The 15,486-nt window shown below is 71.1% G+C and carries 13 protein-coding genes; 10 read left to right on the plus strand and 3 right to left on the minus strand.

Annotated elements, in window-relative coordinates:
• The first annotated feature begins 87 nt into the window (after nt 1-87).
• The 5 genes from OG736_RS32580 to OG736_RS32600 all read left to right on the plus strand — a co-directional run bounded on the left by OG736_RS32580 (nt 88) and on the right by OG736_RS32600 (nt 4,623).
• A complete protein-coding gene (locus tag OG736_RS32580) occupies nt 88-603 on the plus strand; it encodes a YceI family protein (RefSeq protein ID WP_327185538.1) in 516 nt (171 codons plus the stop codon).
• Nucleotides 604-1,563: 960 nt separating this feature from the next.
• The gene (locus OG736_RS32585) at nt 1,564-1,953 is read left to right on the plus strand and encodes a cell division protein SepF (protein WP_028806047.1); all 390 of its coding nucleotides are present in this window, start codon (nt 1,564-1,566) and stop codon (nt 1,951-1,953) included.
• Nucleotides 1,954-2,239: 286 nt separating this feature from the next.
• Nucleotides 2,240-3,565, plus strand: a complete 1,326-nt coding sequence (locus OG736_RS32590) for an AAA family ATPase (RefSeq protein ID WP_327185539.1) — start codon at nt 2,240-2,242, stop codon at nt 3,563-3,565.
• Complete coding sequence (locus OG736_RS32595) at nt 3,562-3,891, plus strand: nucleotide pyrophosphohydrolase (protein WP_057605750.1); 330 nt, start codon at nt 3,562-3,564, stop codon at nt 3,889-3,891. The genes OG736_RS32590 and OG736_RS32595 overlap by 4 nt, the downstream gene beginning before the upstream one ends.
• Nucleotides 3,892-4,143: 252 nt before the next feature.
• Nucleotides 4,144-4,623, plus strand: coding sequence for a DUF6099 family protein (locus OG736_RS32600; protein ID WP_327185540.1), 480 nt, complete (start codon nt 4,144-4,146; stop codon nt 4,621-4,623).
• A 97-nt stretch (nt 4,624-4,720) separates the two neighbouring features.
• Here the strand turns inward: OG736_RS32600 and OG736_RS32605 are convergent, their stop codons facing one another.
• Entirely contained in the window at nt 4,721-4,906 is a 186-nt protein-coding gene (locus OG736_RS32605; protein WP_327185541.1) for a hypothetical protein, read from the minus strand.
• 241 nt (nt 4,907-5,147) lie between these two features.
• On the opposite strand from OG736_RS32605, the gene OG736_RS32610 reads away from it, so the two are divergent.
• The 4 genes from OG736_RS32610 (at nt 5,148) to OG736_RS32625 (ending at nt 11,600) form a co-directional block, all read left to right on the plus strand.
• Nucleotides 5,148-6,071, plus strand: a complete 924-nt coding sequence (locus tag OG736_RS32610; RefSeq protein ID WP_327185542.1) for an LLM class F420-dependent oxidoreductase — start codon at nt 5,148-5,150, stop codon at nt 6,069-6,071.
• Between the two features lie 176 nt (nt 6,072-6,247).
• Nucleotides 6,248-7,189, plus strand: a complete 942-nt coding sequence (locus OG736_RS32615) for a DUF4232 domain-containing protein (RefSeq protein ID WP_327185543.1) — start codon at nt 6,248-6,250, stop codon at nt 7,187-7,189.
• Between the two features lie 326 nt (nt 7,190-7,515).
• Nucleotides 7,516-8,985, plus strand: a complete 1,470-nt coding sequence (locus tag OG736_RS32620; protein ID WP_327185544.1) for a 3' terminal RNA ribose 2'-O-methyltransferase Hen1 — start codon at nt 7,516-7,518, stop codon at nt 8,983-8,985.
• Nucleotides 8,982-11,600 carry a polynucleotide kinase-phosphatase gene (locus OG736_RS32625; RefSeq protein WP_327185545.1) on the plus strand — a complete coding sequence of 873 codons (2,619 nt, stop codon included), beginning with the start codon at nt 8,982-8,984 and terminating at the stop codon, nt 11,598-11,600. The genes OG736_RS32620 and OG736_RS32625 overlap by 4 nt, the downstream gene beginning before the upstream one ends.
• Before the next feature lie 371 nt (nt 11,601-11,971).
• On the opposite strand, the gene OG736_RS32630 is transcribed toward OG736_RS32625, so the two are convergent.
• Both OG736_RS32630 and OG736_RS32635 read right to left on the minus strand, forming a co-directional pair.
• Nucleotides 11,972-12,883, minus strand: coding sequence for a hypothetical protein (locus OG736_RS32630; RefSeq protein ID WP_327185546.1), 912 nt, complete (start codon nt 12,881-12,883; stop codon nt 11,972-11,974).
• The gene (locus tag OG736_RS32635) at nt 12,880-14,049 is read right to left on the minus strand and encodes an SPFH domain-containing protein (protein ID WP_327185547.1); all 1,170 of its coding nucleotides are present in this window, start codon (nt 14,047-14,049) and stop codon (nt 12,880-12,882) included. Before OG736_RS32635 ends, OG736_RS32630 begins: the two co-directional genes overlap by 4 nt.
• Before the next feature lie 185 nt (nt 14,050-14,234).
• Between OG736_RS32635 and OG736_RS32640 the strand changes: the two genes are divergently transcribed.
• Nucleotides 14,235-15,458 (plus strand): arginine deiminase, encoded by a 1,224-nt coding sequence (locus tag OG736_RS32640; RefSeq protein WP_020125172.1) that lies wholly within the window; start codon nt 14,235-14,237, stop codon nt 15,456-15,458.
• Nucleotides 15,459-15,486: the final 28 nt, after the last annotated feature.

Consider the following 15,486-nt stretch of genomic DNA (forward strand, 5'->3'; position numbering starts at 1 on the left):
GCACGACCAGGTTGTTCAGGTTTGGATTACCGGCTAGCGTGGGTCGTCCCAGCTTCATCCAAATTTGGATTATCAAGGAGGACGGCCATGACCGTCGCCGTGGAAACCGGACTGTGGCAGCTCGACACGGGCGCCTCCACCGTCGCCCTGAAGCACAAGACGATGTGGGGCCTGGTCACAGCCAAGGGCGTCTTCGCCACCGTCAGCGGCGGGGGCGAGGTGGCAGTCGACGGAACGGTCACCGGCACCCTGGTCCTGGACGCGGCCTCCATCGACACCAAGAACGCCAAGCGGGACACGCACCTGCGCAGTGCGGACTTCTTCGACGTCGAGAAGTACCCCGAGATCACCTTCGCGGTGCGCGCCGCCGAACTCGGCGCCGACGGAACCGTGAAGGTGTCCGGCCAGCTGACGGTGCACGGCATCAGCCGGCCGCAGAACTTCACCGCCCGCCTGAGTCAGGCGGACGCCGACGCGGTCACCCTGGACGCCGCATTCACCGTGGACCGGAACGAGTTCGGGATCACCCTGAACCAGCTCGGCATGATGGGCGGTCTGACGACGATCACCACCACGCTCCGCTTCACGCGCACGGTCGCCTGAGGTAGGACCTGAGGTATCGCCTGACGAGGCGTCAGTTGACCTTCATCTGCTTGGGTTTGGGTGAGGAGGCGAACTGCCTCGCAGGTGAACGGAGTTCGCAGGGCGCCGTGGGGTGGGCTCGGAGGGTGGAGAGCGGAGAGTGAAGGGCGGGGGCCCTTCGCGATCCTCCGTTCTTGCTTCATGCCTGTCGGCGATCCATGCGAAGTGGTGCTCGGGGGCGTCGACTTCGGTGCTGCTTACCTCAAGTCGGCACGATTGACACGGCAGTTGTCGAGGCACGGCGGGCCGACGTGACCCGCATGCACAGCGGGCGTGTCATCCCGTCGCGGCAACTGTCGTACGCGCCAGAGACCGGGACGGTGATCGGTGCGGCCGCGGGGATCCGACGCGGGGATCCGGCGCGGGATTCGGGCGGGCCGACCCGGTCGGTCGCCTGTGCGCTCCCGCCGGCGGGCCGGGGTGCGGCAGCCGACACGAGGGCACTTCGACGGGAGCGCGGTGACCGTGGCGGCCACCCGCAGCGGTGTCGTAAACGGGCTGCGGCAGCCCTGGTTCGCATCGCCACGAAGAGGGCTGCCCGGGGGCGGATCGGTAACCGTCGGACCAAGCGCCGCACGAACAGTGACGCCGGGCAGCACGGACAGCGCAGGCGCCGCCGCTGCCGGAGTGCTCGCGTGCACATACCGTGAGTCGCTCGCTGCTGCCTGGCGGACGCCACAGGATCTCGCTTTTCGACGGGTGTTACCAGCGCTGATTCTGCCGAGCAAGCGGTTTCGCAACGTTATCGGGCCTGGTGAGCGGGGTGCGCCTGGACGTGAGGATTCCGGTGCGGCCACGGTGGGAAGCCGTTGCGGGGCAGCGGAGACCGTGGCGGACCGTGTCGCTGTTGGGCTGAACGGGTGACTTGGCGTAAGAATGGCTGGTGCAGGCATTGAAGGCGAGTCAGTTCGGGGGGTGCCGGTGAACCGTTACGACGTCACCGATGAACAGTGGGAAGGGCTCGCTCAGGTTGTTCCGCTGCGGGGCCGGGACGCGTGGCCGTCGGCGGTGAGCCACCGCTCGCTCCCCGACGCGGAGACAGAGACCCGGCGCCGTTTCGTCGTGCTGCGGGTCAACGTCTTCGCGGACGCCCGCGAGGTCGCCGAGACGCTGATGGCGGGCATCCCGGTGCTGCTCGACCTGACGGGTGCGGAGACCGACACGGCCAAGCGTGTCCTGGACTTCTCCACCGGAGTCGTCTTCGGCCTGGCCAGCGGCATGCACCGGGTCGACCGAAACGTGTTCCTGCTGACCCCACCGGGCACCGAGGTCAGCGGGATCATGGAGGGGGCGGGGGTTCCCGGAGTCTGAGTGGTCCTCGGGCGTCGAGCGACCGCACCGAGCGCGGCGCTCGGCGACCCCCGGGCACGTCGGCTCGCCGCCCGCGCCGCTGTCGCTGTCGCTGTCCGCGACGATCGTCGGAGTCGGCTTGGTCGTCGGAGTAGTACCCGATCCTCGGGGCCTCCGGGTTGTCCGGGTCCTCGAGATCGTCGGGTCGGCGTGGTCGTCGGGTCGGCGTGGTCGTCGGGTCGCTCGATCGTAGGAAGCTTTTCGGGGCGGAACGGTTCGTCTGGTGGCGGAGTTCTACGGTCCGGATATGCCCTCGCCGTTTGCGTCCTCCTCCGCCTCCTCCATGTCCTCCACCTCCTCCGCCACGCAGTTGCCTCACCCGGCCTTGCCTCACCCGGTGTCCGGCCAGCCGCCGCCCGGGGACGTCTCCCGTACCGTGCCCGCGCAGGCGCCTTTCGTGGCGGAGCGAGACGGTCCGTCCCCCGCGCCGGGTCTCCGTACGGCGGCCGCCCAGGTGCGGTACGTCCGGCCCTGTGTCACCGAGCTGCGGCTCTCCGCCTTCGCGGGGCACCGGCGGGCCCGGTTTCCGCTGGGGCCGGTCACGCTGTTCGTCGGGGCCAGCGGGAGCGGCAAGAGCAGCGCGCTGCGCGCCTACGAGGCGCTGGCCCGGCTGGGGGGTGGGGCCCCGCTGGGCGAGGTGTTCGCCGACCCGGCCGCGTGTGTGCCGCAGCGGGCGCGGCCCGATGCCCAGCGTCGTCGGGGGTTCCGTATCGGATGCACGGCCGACGGACCCGGCGGCCCGGTGCTGCTCGACGTCGCCGTGCAGGCCGAACCCGAGCTGCGCATCGTGGGGGAGCGGCTGAGCGCGGCGGGCGTCGTGCTGCTGGAGACGGCGCTGCGCGATCCCGGGCGCCGCACGGTACAGGCGGCCTGGCACACCGGCGGCTCCGCACCGGTGACGCGCGCCCCCCTGCCCGACGACCGGCTCGGCACCGCACTGCTGCCGCTGCGCGTGGCCGGCAAGACCGACGGACAGCGGCAGGTGCTCGCCGCCGCGGAACAGATGATCGTCGCCCTGCGGTCCGTCTTCGCCTGCGATCCGCAACCGGACTGGATGGGGGTCCCCGTCCCCATCGGCTCCGGCCGACTGCTCGCCGGCTGCGACAACCTCGCCGACGTCCTCTGGCGCACCCGCGAGGAGTGCGGACGGCGGCACGCGCAACTGGTGGCCGCGCTGTCCGCCGGATCCACGGGACCGGTCGTGGACCTGCGCGCCGAACCGCTGGCCGACGGCACGGTCCGCGCACTGCTCCACCGCGCCGACGGCAGCCGCACGGAGCTCGCCCGGCTGGGATACGGCGAACTGCGGTACGTCGCCCTCGCGCTGGTGCTGCTCACCGGGCCGGGCGTCCTCGACGTGGACCCGGCCGGCGAGGTGCCCGCCGCGATGCAGACCCTCACCCTGCTCGCGGACGGCCTCGACCGTGGCCTCGACGTACGACAGCGCGCCGAACTGCTGCGGCTGGCGGTGCGGATGGCCGAGCGCGGGCACATCCGCTGCGTCGGCGCGGTCGGCGACGGGTACGGGGCCACCCGGACCGAGGGAGTGACGGTGGTACACCTGGGTCCGTGACAGAACAACACCTCGACGTGGCGAAGCTCCAGCGCAGACTCGCCGAGTTCGCGGCCGCGCGGAACTGGCAGCCCTTCCACACCCCCAAGAACCTCGTCTCCGCGCTCAGCGTGGAGGCGTCAGAACTGGTCGAGATCTTCCAGTGGTTGACGCCGGAGGAGTCGGCGAACGTGATGGAGGACCCGGAGACCGCCCACCGGGTGACGGACGAGGTCGCCGACGTGCTCGCCTATCTGCTCCAGCTCTGCGAAGTGCTCGGTGTCGATCCGCTGGCGGCGCTGAACGCGAAGATCGACCGCAACGAGCACCGGTTCCCGGCGCCGTAGCGCGTACCCGGCGTCGGCCAGGCGGTGGCCAGGCGGTGACATTGCGGCGACTGGGCGGCCTCTCGGAGGGAGCCGAGCAGTCCGTTTTCACTCTCCGCAGTCAACGGGCGGACCGAAATCGATTTGTTGTCCACAGATTTCGGTCTTCCTCTGGCTTTTCGCCCCACAGACCCTCACTCTGGGTAGTGGAGTGGTGGACACGGGTGTTCGGGCGGACGTGCGGGCAGCACGTCGGGCAGACGGGGGCAGCGCATGGACGCGGTGCGGCTCATCCTGACGAGCAGGCGCGCGCTCGCGGGCAGCGGCGAGGGAGCGGTGATCCTCGAGGAGGTGTGGCAGGCGCAGGCCCTGGCGCAGGCGATCGGCAGTCGCCTCGCTGTCTCCGGCCCGCCCGAACTACGCGGCGAGGCACTGGGGCTGACCGAGCTGGCGGGCAGAGGCTGCGGTGTGCTGGGCGCGCCGGACCTCGATCCCGGGGACCTGCTCGCCGCCCGGCTCACCGAACTGGACGACGCCCGCCGGGCGCTGCTCGACCTGAGCGGCCTGCTGGGCGAGGTCGGCATCGCCCTGGTCGGCCTCGCGAGTTCGGCGGACGACCAGGGCACGTACTGGAAGTGCATGGAGGCCATCGACGCGGCGGACGAGTCCAGGGACCGGGTCCTGGAGATGCTGCGGAAGCTGGCGGCGAGAGAGGAACGGGAGGAGAGAGAGGGCGCGTTGCCGGAGAGGTGAGGAAAGCCGACCTGTCCGGCCCTCGGCGCTGGGCGCCCAGCGAAGGGGCGGAAGTGGAGGAGGGGGCGGGAGGGGGGAGGGGGAGGGGCGGAGAGGCTCAGCCCGCCATGCCACCTTCTTCTCTCGGCCCCCGCCGCGCACCCCCGGTCGACTGGAAATCCGCATCCAGCGCGGAGAGATCCGCGTTAAGGGCCGCCATCAGCTCCTCCATCTGCTGCAACAACCCCTTCGGCTGGGCTGCGGCGGGGTCCCCGCCCTGCTGCGGCACGGTCTCTTCGGACATGACGGCCTCCTCGGCCCGGGCCCCTGTGAGGAGGGCCGATGCGGGTGACGTCCCGGCGATGACCGGCCGGGCACGGGCGCCGGGCGGTCCGGCTCCGCCCGTCCAACGATCATCAGAGGGGCGGGTCACCGGCCCGGGCAACCCCCCACGCAGGGCGCGGGCGATTTGCACCCGACCGGGGACGGCTGGGGGATACGGGACCGGTGGGGTTGACGGGAAGGCCGGAGTGCAGGATGGAGGTATGGATCTGCGTATCTTCACCGAGCCCCAGCAGGGGGCGACCTACGACACCCTCCTCGCCGTGGCGAAGGCCACCGAGGACCTCGGGTTCGACGCCTTCTTCCGGTCCGACCACTATCTGAAGATGGGCGACGTGAGCGGCCTCCCGGGCCCCACGGACGCCTGGATCACCCTCGCCGGGCTCGCCCGCGAGACCAAGCGCATCCGCCTCGGCACGCTGATGACCGCCGGCACGTTCCGGCTGCCCGGCGTCCTCGCCATCCAGGTCGCGCAGGTGGACCAGATGTCCGGCGGGCGGGTCGAACTGGGCCTGGGCGCGGGCTGGTTCGAGGAGGAGCACACGGCGTACGGGATTCCCTTCCCGAAGGAGAAGATCGGCCGACTGGAGGAGCAGCTGGAGATCGTCACGGGCCTGTGGGCGACGGAGCTCGGCAAGACGTACGACTTCCACGGCACGTACTACGACCTCACCGACTCGCCCGCGCTGCCCAAGCCCGCGCAGGCGAAGATCCCGGTGCTGATCGGCGGCACCGGTGCGACCCGCACGCCGCGGCTGGCCGCCCGGTTCGCCGACGAGTTCAACATGCCGTTCGGCTCGGTCGAGGACAGTGAGCGCCAGTTCGGCCGGGTGCGGGCTGCCGCGCAGGAGGCAGGCCGCGCAGCCGACGCGATCACCTTCTCCAACGTCCTCGTCGTCTGCGTCGGCAAGGACGACCAGGAGCTCGCCCGGCGCGCCGCCGCGATCGGCCGCGAGGTCGACGAGCTGAAGGCCAACGGGCTGGCCGGTTCTCCGGCCGAGGTCGTCGACAAGATCGGCCGTTACGCCGAGGCCGGCTCCCGGCGGTTCTACCTCCAGGTCCTCGACCTGCACGACCTGGACCACCTGGAGCTGATCTCCGCGCAGGTGCAGGCGCAGCTGAACTAGTACGGCGAGCGGGGACGTGAACGGCGGCGCGCCCGGCCCGGCTTGGATATCTTTGTCTTCGTTGTCTTCATTGTCCGGACGGCCCGGACGCGCCGCCGATCATGTGTGACACGGCTGTGACCGGAGGTATGGCTTCCGTCACAGTCGGCATGGCCGGGCCCTGATGAGGTGGCCGGATGCGCAGACCCCTCCCACTCCTCCCGGCCCTCGCCGCCGTGCTGCTCCTCACGGGGTGCGGATCGGAACAGGCCGGCACCCAGAACGGCGGCGTCGGCGCGAGCGACTCGACGCCGCGGACACAGGTCACCCAGCCCGCCGTGGACGGGGTCCGGATCACCTCGGTGACCATCCCCTCCGCCTCCGCTAGCCCCAGCGCATCCGACGGCGGCCTGGTCAAGGCCGAACGCCTCCCGACCGGGCGCGCCGCCGGTTCCGGCATCTCGGCCGCGTACGAGGTCACCAACCCCGGCACCGAGGAGTTGACGTACACCGTCCGTTTCGACTTCACGACGAGCGCGGGCGAGGTCATGAGCAACGAACTGGTGACCGTGCGCTCGGTGGGGGCCGGCCGGACGGTACGGGGCACCGTACGACCGGGGGAGCTCGTGCCGGGAGCGTCGCCGGTGACGACGGTGAAGGTCGGCGAGGTGACCAAGGTCCCGGCGGACGAGGCGCCGACCGAAGCCGGGGTCTGCCCGCCCTCCGGGGTCCGCGTCTCCGCCGACGACGGCGACGCCGCGATGGGGCTGCGCGTCGTGGGACTCGTCCTGGAGAACTGCGGCGATCGGGACTACACGGTGGACGGCTACCCACAGGTGACCCTCCTGGACGAGGACCACGAGCCGATCGACGGCGTCAAGATCTTCAAGGGCAGCGGCGGCATCTCCACCGTCACCGGGTTCGACGACCCGCCCCGGCCCGTCACGCTGAAGCCCGGCGAACACGCGAGAGCCGGCCTGATGTGGCGCAACACCACCGGCTCCGGCACCGCGGTCGACGTCCCGTACGTCCGGGTACGAGCCAAGGCCGACGCGGAGCCGGTGACGGTGACCCCCCACCTGGACCTCGGCACCACCGGAAAGCTGGGCGTCAGCCCGTGGCGAAGCACACCGGAGTAACAGCCGGACGGAGGGACGGCGGACGGAGCGGCGGACGAACCGGTGGTCCGAGAAACCTCCGGAAGGGGCAAGCCGGAATCCGGCGGCGCGCTACCGGCGGCTGAGAATTCGGCGACGGGAGATCGAAAGCGCGAAGCCGCACGCCTTCCGAAACCTCCGGCCGCCTCGCCCCCACCCCCGGCCCCCGGTGTCTGACCAGGGCGGACGGCCGTCGGTCGGCTTGGAAAATCGCGAGTGGCGCGGAAACGTTCTCTGTACGTTGTAGGGGTGCGCGAGCGCACGATCAGCGCTTCCGCTCCTTCTTCCGAACCCACCGAGGCACCCACGTGTTCCTGACGATCAGCACCACCGGCACCCCTGAACGTCCCGCCACCGATCTGGGCTTCCTGCTGCACAAGCATCCCGACAAGGCGCAGGCGTTCTCCACCTCGTACGGCAAGGCCCACGTCCTCTATCCCGAGGCCGATGCCGAGCGCTGCACGGCGGCGCTGCTGCTGGAGGTGGACGCCGTGGCGCTGGTCCGGCGCGGCAAGGGCAAGGGCCGGGGTGGTGCTCCGGACGCGGCCCTCGCCCAGTACGTCAACGACCGCCCCTACGCGGCCTCCTCGCTGCTCGCGGTCGCCCTGAGCGGCGTGTTCTCCAGCGCGATGCGCGGCGTGTGCGCGGCGAAGCCCGAACTCCCGTCCCAGAAGCGGCCGTTGCGTGTCGAGGTACCCGCACTGCCCGCCCGCGGCGGCGTCGACCTCGTACGCGGTCTCTTCGAGCCGCTCGGCTGGGCCGTGAGTGCCGAACCGGTGGCCCTCGACACGGAGTTCGAGGAGTGGGGAGATTCGCGGTATGTGAGCCTGGTCCTGGAGGCCGAGACGCTCACCGTCGCCGAGGCCCTGCGTCACCTGTACGTCCTGCTGCCCGTCCTCGACGACGCCAAGCACTACTGGGTCTCCTCCGACGAGGTCGACAAGCTGCTGCGCGCCGGTGAGGGCTGGCTGTCGGATCACCCCCAGCAGAAACTGATCACCAGCCGTTACCTCTCCCGCCGCTGGTCGCTGACCCGCCAGGCGATGGAGCGGCTGGAGCTGGTCCGGCTCGCCGAGGCCGACGACAGCGAGGTCGAGGAGATCGACAACGCGGTCGAGGCGGAGGCCGAGACGGAGGAGCGCCCGACCCCGCTTGCCGTGCTGCGCCGCGAGGCGATCGTCACGGCGCTGACGGAGTCCGGGGCGGCCCGGGTCCTCGACCTCGGCTGTGGACAGGGCCAGTTGGTGCAGGCGCTGCTGAAGGACCCGCGCTTCACCGAGATCGTCGGTGTCGACGTGTCGATGCGCGCGCTCACCATCGCCTCCCGGCGGCTGAAACTGGACCGCATGGGTGAGCGGCAGGCCTCCCGCGTCCAGCTCCTCCAGAGCTCGCTCGCCTACACCGACACCCGTCTCAAGGGCTACGACGCCGCCGTGCTCAGCGAGGTGATCGAGCACCTCGACCTGCCCAGGCTGCCTGCCCTGGAGTACGCGGTGTTCGGTTCGGCCCGCCCGCGCACGGTCCTGGTGACCACCCCGAACGTCGAGTACAACGTCCGCTGGGAGAGCCTCCCGGCAGGACACGTCAGGCACGGCGACCACCGCTTCGAGTGGACCCGCGAGGAGTTCCGCGGCTGGGCGGCCACCGTCGCCGAACGGCACGGCTACGTCGTCGAGTTCGTCCCGGTCGGCCTGGACGACCCGGAGGTCGGCCCACCCACGCAGATGGCCGTTTTCACCATGAGCAGTGTGAACGAGAAGGAGGCGAAGGCAGCATGACCGAGACTCAGGTTTCCACGAAGCAGGGCCGTGTACTGCCCGTCACCGACCTCTCCCTCGTCGTTCTGATCGGTGCGTCCGGGTCCGGCAAGTCCACCTTCGCCCGCCGCAACTTCAAGGCCACCGAGGTCATCTCCTCCGACTTCTGCCGAGGTCTGGTCTCCGACGACGAGAACGACCAGAGCGCGACACGGGACGCCTTCGACGTCCTGCACTACATCGCGGGCAAGCGGCTCGCGGCCGGCCGTCGCACGGTGGTCGACGCCACCAGCGTGCAGCAGGACGCCCGCCGTCAGCTGGTCGACCTGGCGAAGCAGTACGACGTTCTGCCCATCGCCATCGTGCTGGACGTGCCGGAGGAGGTGTGCGCCGAACGCAACGCGGCCCGCACCGACCGCGCCGACATGCCCCGCCGGGTCATCCAGCGCCACACCCGCGAACTCCGCCGCTCGCTGCGCCACCTGGAGCGCGAGGGCTTCCGCAAGGTGCACGTCCTGCGGGGCGTCGAGGACATCGAGAACGCCTCGGTCGTCACCGAGAAGCGCTACAACGACCTGACCCACCTCACCGGCCCGTTCGACATCATCGGCGACATCCACGGCTGCGCCTTCGAACTCGAGGGACTCCTGGGCAAGTTGGGCTATGTGGACGGCGTTCACCCGGAGGGCCGGCAGGCCGTGTTCGTCGGTGACCTGGTCGACCGGGGCCCGGACAGCCCGGGCGTGCTGCGTCGCGTGATGGCCATGGTCAAGTCGGGCAACGCGCTCTGTGTGCCCGGCAACCACGAGAACAAGTACGGCCGTCACCTGCGCGGCCGCAAGGTCCAGCACACCCACGGCCTGGCCGAGACCATCGAGCAGATGGAGAGCGAGAGCGAGGAGTTCCGCACCGAGGTACGGGAGTTCATCGACGGCCTCGTCAGCCACTACGTCCTCGACGGCGGCAAGCTCGTGGTCTGCCACGCGGGTCTGCCGGAGAAGTACCACGGCCGCACCTCCGGGCGCGTCCGCTCGCACGCGCTGTACGGCGACACCACCGGCGAGACCGACGAGTTCGGCCTGCCGGTGCGCTACCCGTGGGCGGAGGACTACCGGGGCCGCGCGGCGGTGGTCTACGGCCACACGCCCGTACCGGAGGCCACCTGGCTGAACAACACCATCTGCCTGGACACCGGCGCCGTGTTCGGCGGCAAGCTGACCGCGCTGCGCTGGCCGGAGCGGGAGCTGGTCGACGTACCGGCGGAGCAGGTCTGGTACGAGCCGACGAAGCCGCTGCGCTCCGAGGCACCCGGCGGGCACGACGGCCGCCCGCTGGACCTGGCGGACGTGCACGGCCGACGCATTGTCGAAACCCGTTACGAGGGCCAGAACCGTGTCTCGATCCGCGAGGAGAACGCGGCCGCGGCCCTGGAGGTCATGAGCCGTTTCGCGGTGGACCCGCGGCTGCTGCCGTACCTGCCGCCGACGATGGCCCCCACGGCCACCTCGCACGTCGAGGGCTACCTGGAGCACCCGGCGGAGGCGTTCGCGCAGTACGCGCAGGACGGTGTCGCGCGGGTCGTGTGCGAGGAGAAGCACATGGGCTCGAGGGCGGTGGCCCTGGTGTGCCGGGACGCGGAAACGGCGCGTAAGCGTTTCGGCGTGGACGGCCCCACCGGATCCCTCTACACCCGTACGGGCCGGCCGTTCTTCGACGACGAGAGCGTGACGGAGGAGATCCTCGGCCGGATACGGACGGCGGTGGACGAGGCGGGCCTCTGGTCGGAGCTGGCCGCGCCCGACAACGCCTCCGGTGAGGTGGACTGGCTGCTGCTGGACGCCGAGCTGATGCCCTGGTCGCTGAAGGCCTCGGGGCTGCTCCGCTCGCAGTACGCGGCCGTGGGCGCCGCGTCCCGCGCGGTCTTCCCGGGCACCCTGTCCGCCCTGGAAGGCGCGGCGGCACGCGGTGTCGACGTCGCGGACCTCCTCTCCCGCCAGCGTGAACGCGCCTCGGACGCGGCCGCGTTCACCGAGGCGTACCGCCGCTACTGCTGGACGACGGACGGTCTGGAGGGCGTACGGCTGGCCCCGTTCCAGATCCTCGCGGTCCAGGGCCGCAGCCTGGCCGACCTGCCCCACGACGTACAGCTGTCGCTCCTCGACCGGCTGGTGGAACACGACAACACGGGTCTGCTCCAGACGACCCGGCGCCTCTACGTCGACACGGCCGACCCCGAGTCGGTCCGGGCCGGTGTCGACTGGTGGCTGGAGATGACGGGCCGAGGCGGCGAGGGCATGGTCGTCAAGCCGCTGGGCGCCCTGGTCCGATGGGGGTCCCCCCGCTCGAGCGAAGCCGAGAGTGGGGGAAGCGAGGGCCGCCTGGTCCAGCCCGGCATCAAGTGCCGGGGCCGCGAGTACCTCCGGATCATCTACGGCCCGGAGTACACCCGTCCCGACAACCTCACCCGACTGCGCGGGCGCTTCCTCAACCACAAACGGTCGTTGGCGATCCGCGAGTACGCCCTCGGCCTGGAAGCCCTGGCCCGCCTGACCGAGGGCGAGCCCCTGTGGCGCGTCCACGAGGCGGTCTTCGGCGTGCTGGCCCTGGAGTCGGAGCCGGTGGACCCGCGGTTGTGAGCGGGGCGTCGGGGCTCCGACGCGACGGGCGAGGAGCTGTGCTGCGCCGCGTTCGTCCGGCTGGACGGGGCGCAGGCGGTGCTCGCCCGGGTCGGACTGCCCGGCCGCCACGACCGGCCGCCGGACGTCCCTGGGCATGCGGAGCAACTGCCGCCCCGACCGGTGCACGGGTGCCTGCGGCTCAACCCAGCGTTGGCGGGCAGGGGCTGTTGGTTCGGCTCAACCCCGGTGTCGGCGGGGAAGGGTCGGTGGCTTGGTCCAAACCGGCACTGTCGGGCGCGGCCGGTAGTTCGACGCAAATCAGCGCCAGGGGGCGAGAGTTGGCAGAACCGCCCAACCTGGCCACGCTGTAAGGGGGTTGGCGCTGTGGCTCAACCGACGAGCCGCAGCGCCGTCTCCGCCCGTCCCACCCGTACCCGCTGCCCCCACGTCAGCTCCACCGCATCGCTCTCGATCCCGTCGCCGAAGGCGATGAGCCGTTCCGATTCGACGGTGAGCGTCAGGCGGCCGCCGGTCGCGAGTTCGCCCGCGACCAGCGAGGTGCCGGTCGCGGGGGACGGCCACGCCTCCCGCACGAACCACACCAGCCGGTCCTCCGTCGGGCCAGGGAGGCGCAGGCTCCTGTCACCCCCGCCGCCCCGCTCCTGCCATACGGACCGGATCCAGCCGGTCGCCCCGGTGCCGGTGCCCACCAGCACCCCTGAGGAGGCCTGTGCCTCGACGGCACCCCCGTCGTCGTCGAGGCCCAGGCGGTAGCGGGCGGTCTGGTGGCCCGCGGCGCCCAGATAGATCTCGTTCAGGGCCAGCAGCCGCTGGGTGTCGTCGGCCACCGCCTCGACCATGGTCAGCCCGTCCGTGCCGGTGCCCGCGGCGAGCACGGAGGGCAGGAGCAGCCGGGCGTCCGCAGGGCGGTGGCGGACCAGGACGCCCGGGTTGCGGCCGGGGTCGGTGTCGATGCCCACCACCGGCTGACCGGCCAGGTACTTGGCGACGTTCGCCACCAGTCCGTCCTGGCCGACCACGACCACCACGTCCTCGGGGGCGAAGAGGAAGCGGTCCAAGTCCGAGCGCTCTACCCGTGTCTGACGCCAGGTCAGGGGAATCGCCGCCGTCACCTCCGCCATGGCCCGCCTGGTGCGCCGGTGGCGTTCGGCTACCTCCTCGATGTCCCGGCCCCGCGAGGAGAGGAAGAAGGCGGCCTGGCCGTGGGTGCCGTGCCGGGCCACCAACTCCTCGTACTCCGTGGTGCGGTGGACCAGCACGGCCCGCGGGGCGAGACTCATTCCCGTTCCCCGGCGCCGAGCCTCGACAGGAGCCCGGTGAGGACGTCCGGCGAGATCGTCACGCTGTCGATGTGCGGCAGGTTCTCGGCCAGACGCGTCCCGGTGAGGGCGTGCAGGGTCGCCACGTCGACGTCCGCGTGCACGCGCAGCCAGGCCGCCTGCGCCTGGGCCCGCGCCTCGCCGACCTCACGCGCCGCCTGGGCCTCGGCGTGGGCGAGCTGGACCGAGCGGGCCGCCTCCGCCTCCGCGAGCCGGACCGTGCGCGCCGCCTCCGCCAGGGTCAGCCGCTCCGAGCGCTGTGCCTCTGCGTCCGCCAGGCGCACCTGCTTGGCGGCCTCCGCCTCCGCCAGCTTGACCGACCGCGCGGCCTCCGCCTCCGCGAGCCGCACGGACCGGGAGGCTTCCGCCTCCGCCCGTACCTTGTCCGCCGCCGCGTTCTCCTCCGCCTCACGACGGGTGTTCGTACCGCGCTGCTCGACCAACTGCTCCTCGCGGCGGGCCAGTTCGATCTTGCTGGCCAGTTCGTTCTCGGCGATCGTCCGCTCCCGCTCGACGGCCACCGCCCGCCGCTCGTACGTCGCCCGGTCCGCCTCCTGCTGGATCTGCTCGCGCGCCGGGGTGCGCAGCGCCCGCTCCACCTCCGGTTCCGGACGCAGCGCGACGACCCGCACGGCCACGATCTCGATGCCCGTGGCCGGCAGTCGCGGCTCCGCCGCCAGCCCCGCCGCGACCCGCTCCCGTACCGACGTCACGCCGTCCACCAGCGCCGACGCCAGTGACGTACGCGCGAGGACGTCCAGTGCGTGCTGCTGTGCCGTCTCCGTCAGGAGGGTGCCGAGCTGCTCGAGGGGCGCACTGCGCCAGATCCCCGTGTCGGGGTCGATGGAGAAGTCGAGGCGGGCGGCGGCGACGGCCGGGTCGCTGATCCGGTAGGTCACCGTCGCCTGCACCGCCACGTCCTGGAAGTCGACCGTACGGGCGTGGAAGGTCATCGCCAACTCGCGGTCGTCCACCGGCACTTCGGAGAGAGCCGCGCTCAGCGAGCGGAACCAGAAGCTGAGCCCGGGACCGTCGTGCGCCAGCTTGCCGGAGCGGTGGTGGCGCACATGCGCCGTCGGCGCGCCGCGCAGATGGCGCCAGCCCAGGCGCCGGGTGATGTCGGCCATGAGAGACCCCCCTCGTTCCGTTTCTCGTCAGTGCGACGATAAGAAAACGATAGTCGCGCGTTCCCCTTGTCGTCAAGGGGACGAGAACGGGTGGGGGCGGCGGAGAACCGCGAGGGGAGGAACAAGCTCGTGCGGAAACGGTCCAGTAGGGGGTGAAGGCGGTCCTTGATGGTCAGGATGGAGACATGGGATTCCATGTCGACTCCGAGGCCGGGCGGCTGCGCCGCGTCATCCTTCACCGGCCGGATCTCGAGCTCAAAAGGCTCACCCCCAGCAACAAGGACGCACTTCTCTTCGACGACGTGCTGTGGGTGCGCCGGGCGCGCGCCGAGCACGACGGGTTCGCCGACGTGCTGCGCGACCGCGGTGTCGCCGTACACCTCTTCGGCGACCTGCTCACCGAGGCCCTGGAGATCCCGGCGGCCCGAGCGCTCGTCCTGGACCGCGTCTTCGACGAGAAGGAGTACGGGGTGCTCGCCACCGACCACCTCCGCGCCGCCTTCGAGACGCTCCCCGCCCCGGAACTGGTGGAGGCCCTCGTCGGCGGCATGACCAAGAGAGAGTTTCTGGAAGCGCATCCCGAACCGACCTCCGTGCGCTTCCACGTCATGGACCTCGACGACTTCCTCCTCGACCCGCTCCCCAATCACCTCTTCACCCGGGACACCTCCGCCTGGATCTACGACGGTGTCGCGATCAACGCCATGCGCTGGCCGGCCCGGCAGCGCGAGACCGTCCACTTCGAGGCGATCTACCGGCATCACCCCCTGTTCCGCGGCGAGACGTTCCGCGTCTGGTCCGAGGGGCAGGCGGACTATCCGTCCACCATCGAGGGTGGTGACGTCCTCGTCATCGGCAACGGCGCCGTGCTGATCGGCATGAGTGAGCGCACCACTCCGCAGGCCGTCGAGATGCTCGCCCACAAGCTGTTCGCGGCGGGCTCGGCCGAGACCATCGTGGCCCTCGACATGCCGAAGCGGCGCGCCTTCATGCACCTCGACACCGTGATGACGATGGTCGACGGCGACACCTTCACCCAGTACGCGGGCCTCGGCATGCTCCGCTCGTACACCATCGAACCGGGCGTCGGCGAGAAGGAGCTGAAGGTCACCGACCATCCGCCGGAGCACATGCACCGCGCGATCGCCGCCGCCCTCGGTCTGAGCGAGATCAGGGTCCTCACCGCCACCCAGGACGTCCACGCGGCCGAGCGTGAGCAGTGGGACGACGGCTGCAACGTCCTCGCCGTGGAGCCGGGCGTCGTTGTCGCCTACGAGCGCAACGTCACCACCAACACCCATCTGCGCAAGCAGGGCATCGAAGTGATCGAGATCCCCGGCAGTGAGCTGGGCCGGGGGAGGGGCGGGCCGCGCTGCATGAGCTGCCCGGTCGAACGGAGTGCCGTATAGGCGTGCTGTACGGGTGGGCGTGCCATAT

It is taken from the genome of Streptomyces sp. NBC_01334, assembly GCF_035983595.1.
In the GTDB taxonomy this organism is placed as follows: domain Bacteria; phylum Actinomycetota; class Actinomycetes; order Streptomycetales; family Streptomycetaceae; genus Streptomyces; species Streptomyces coriariae.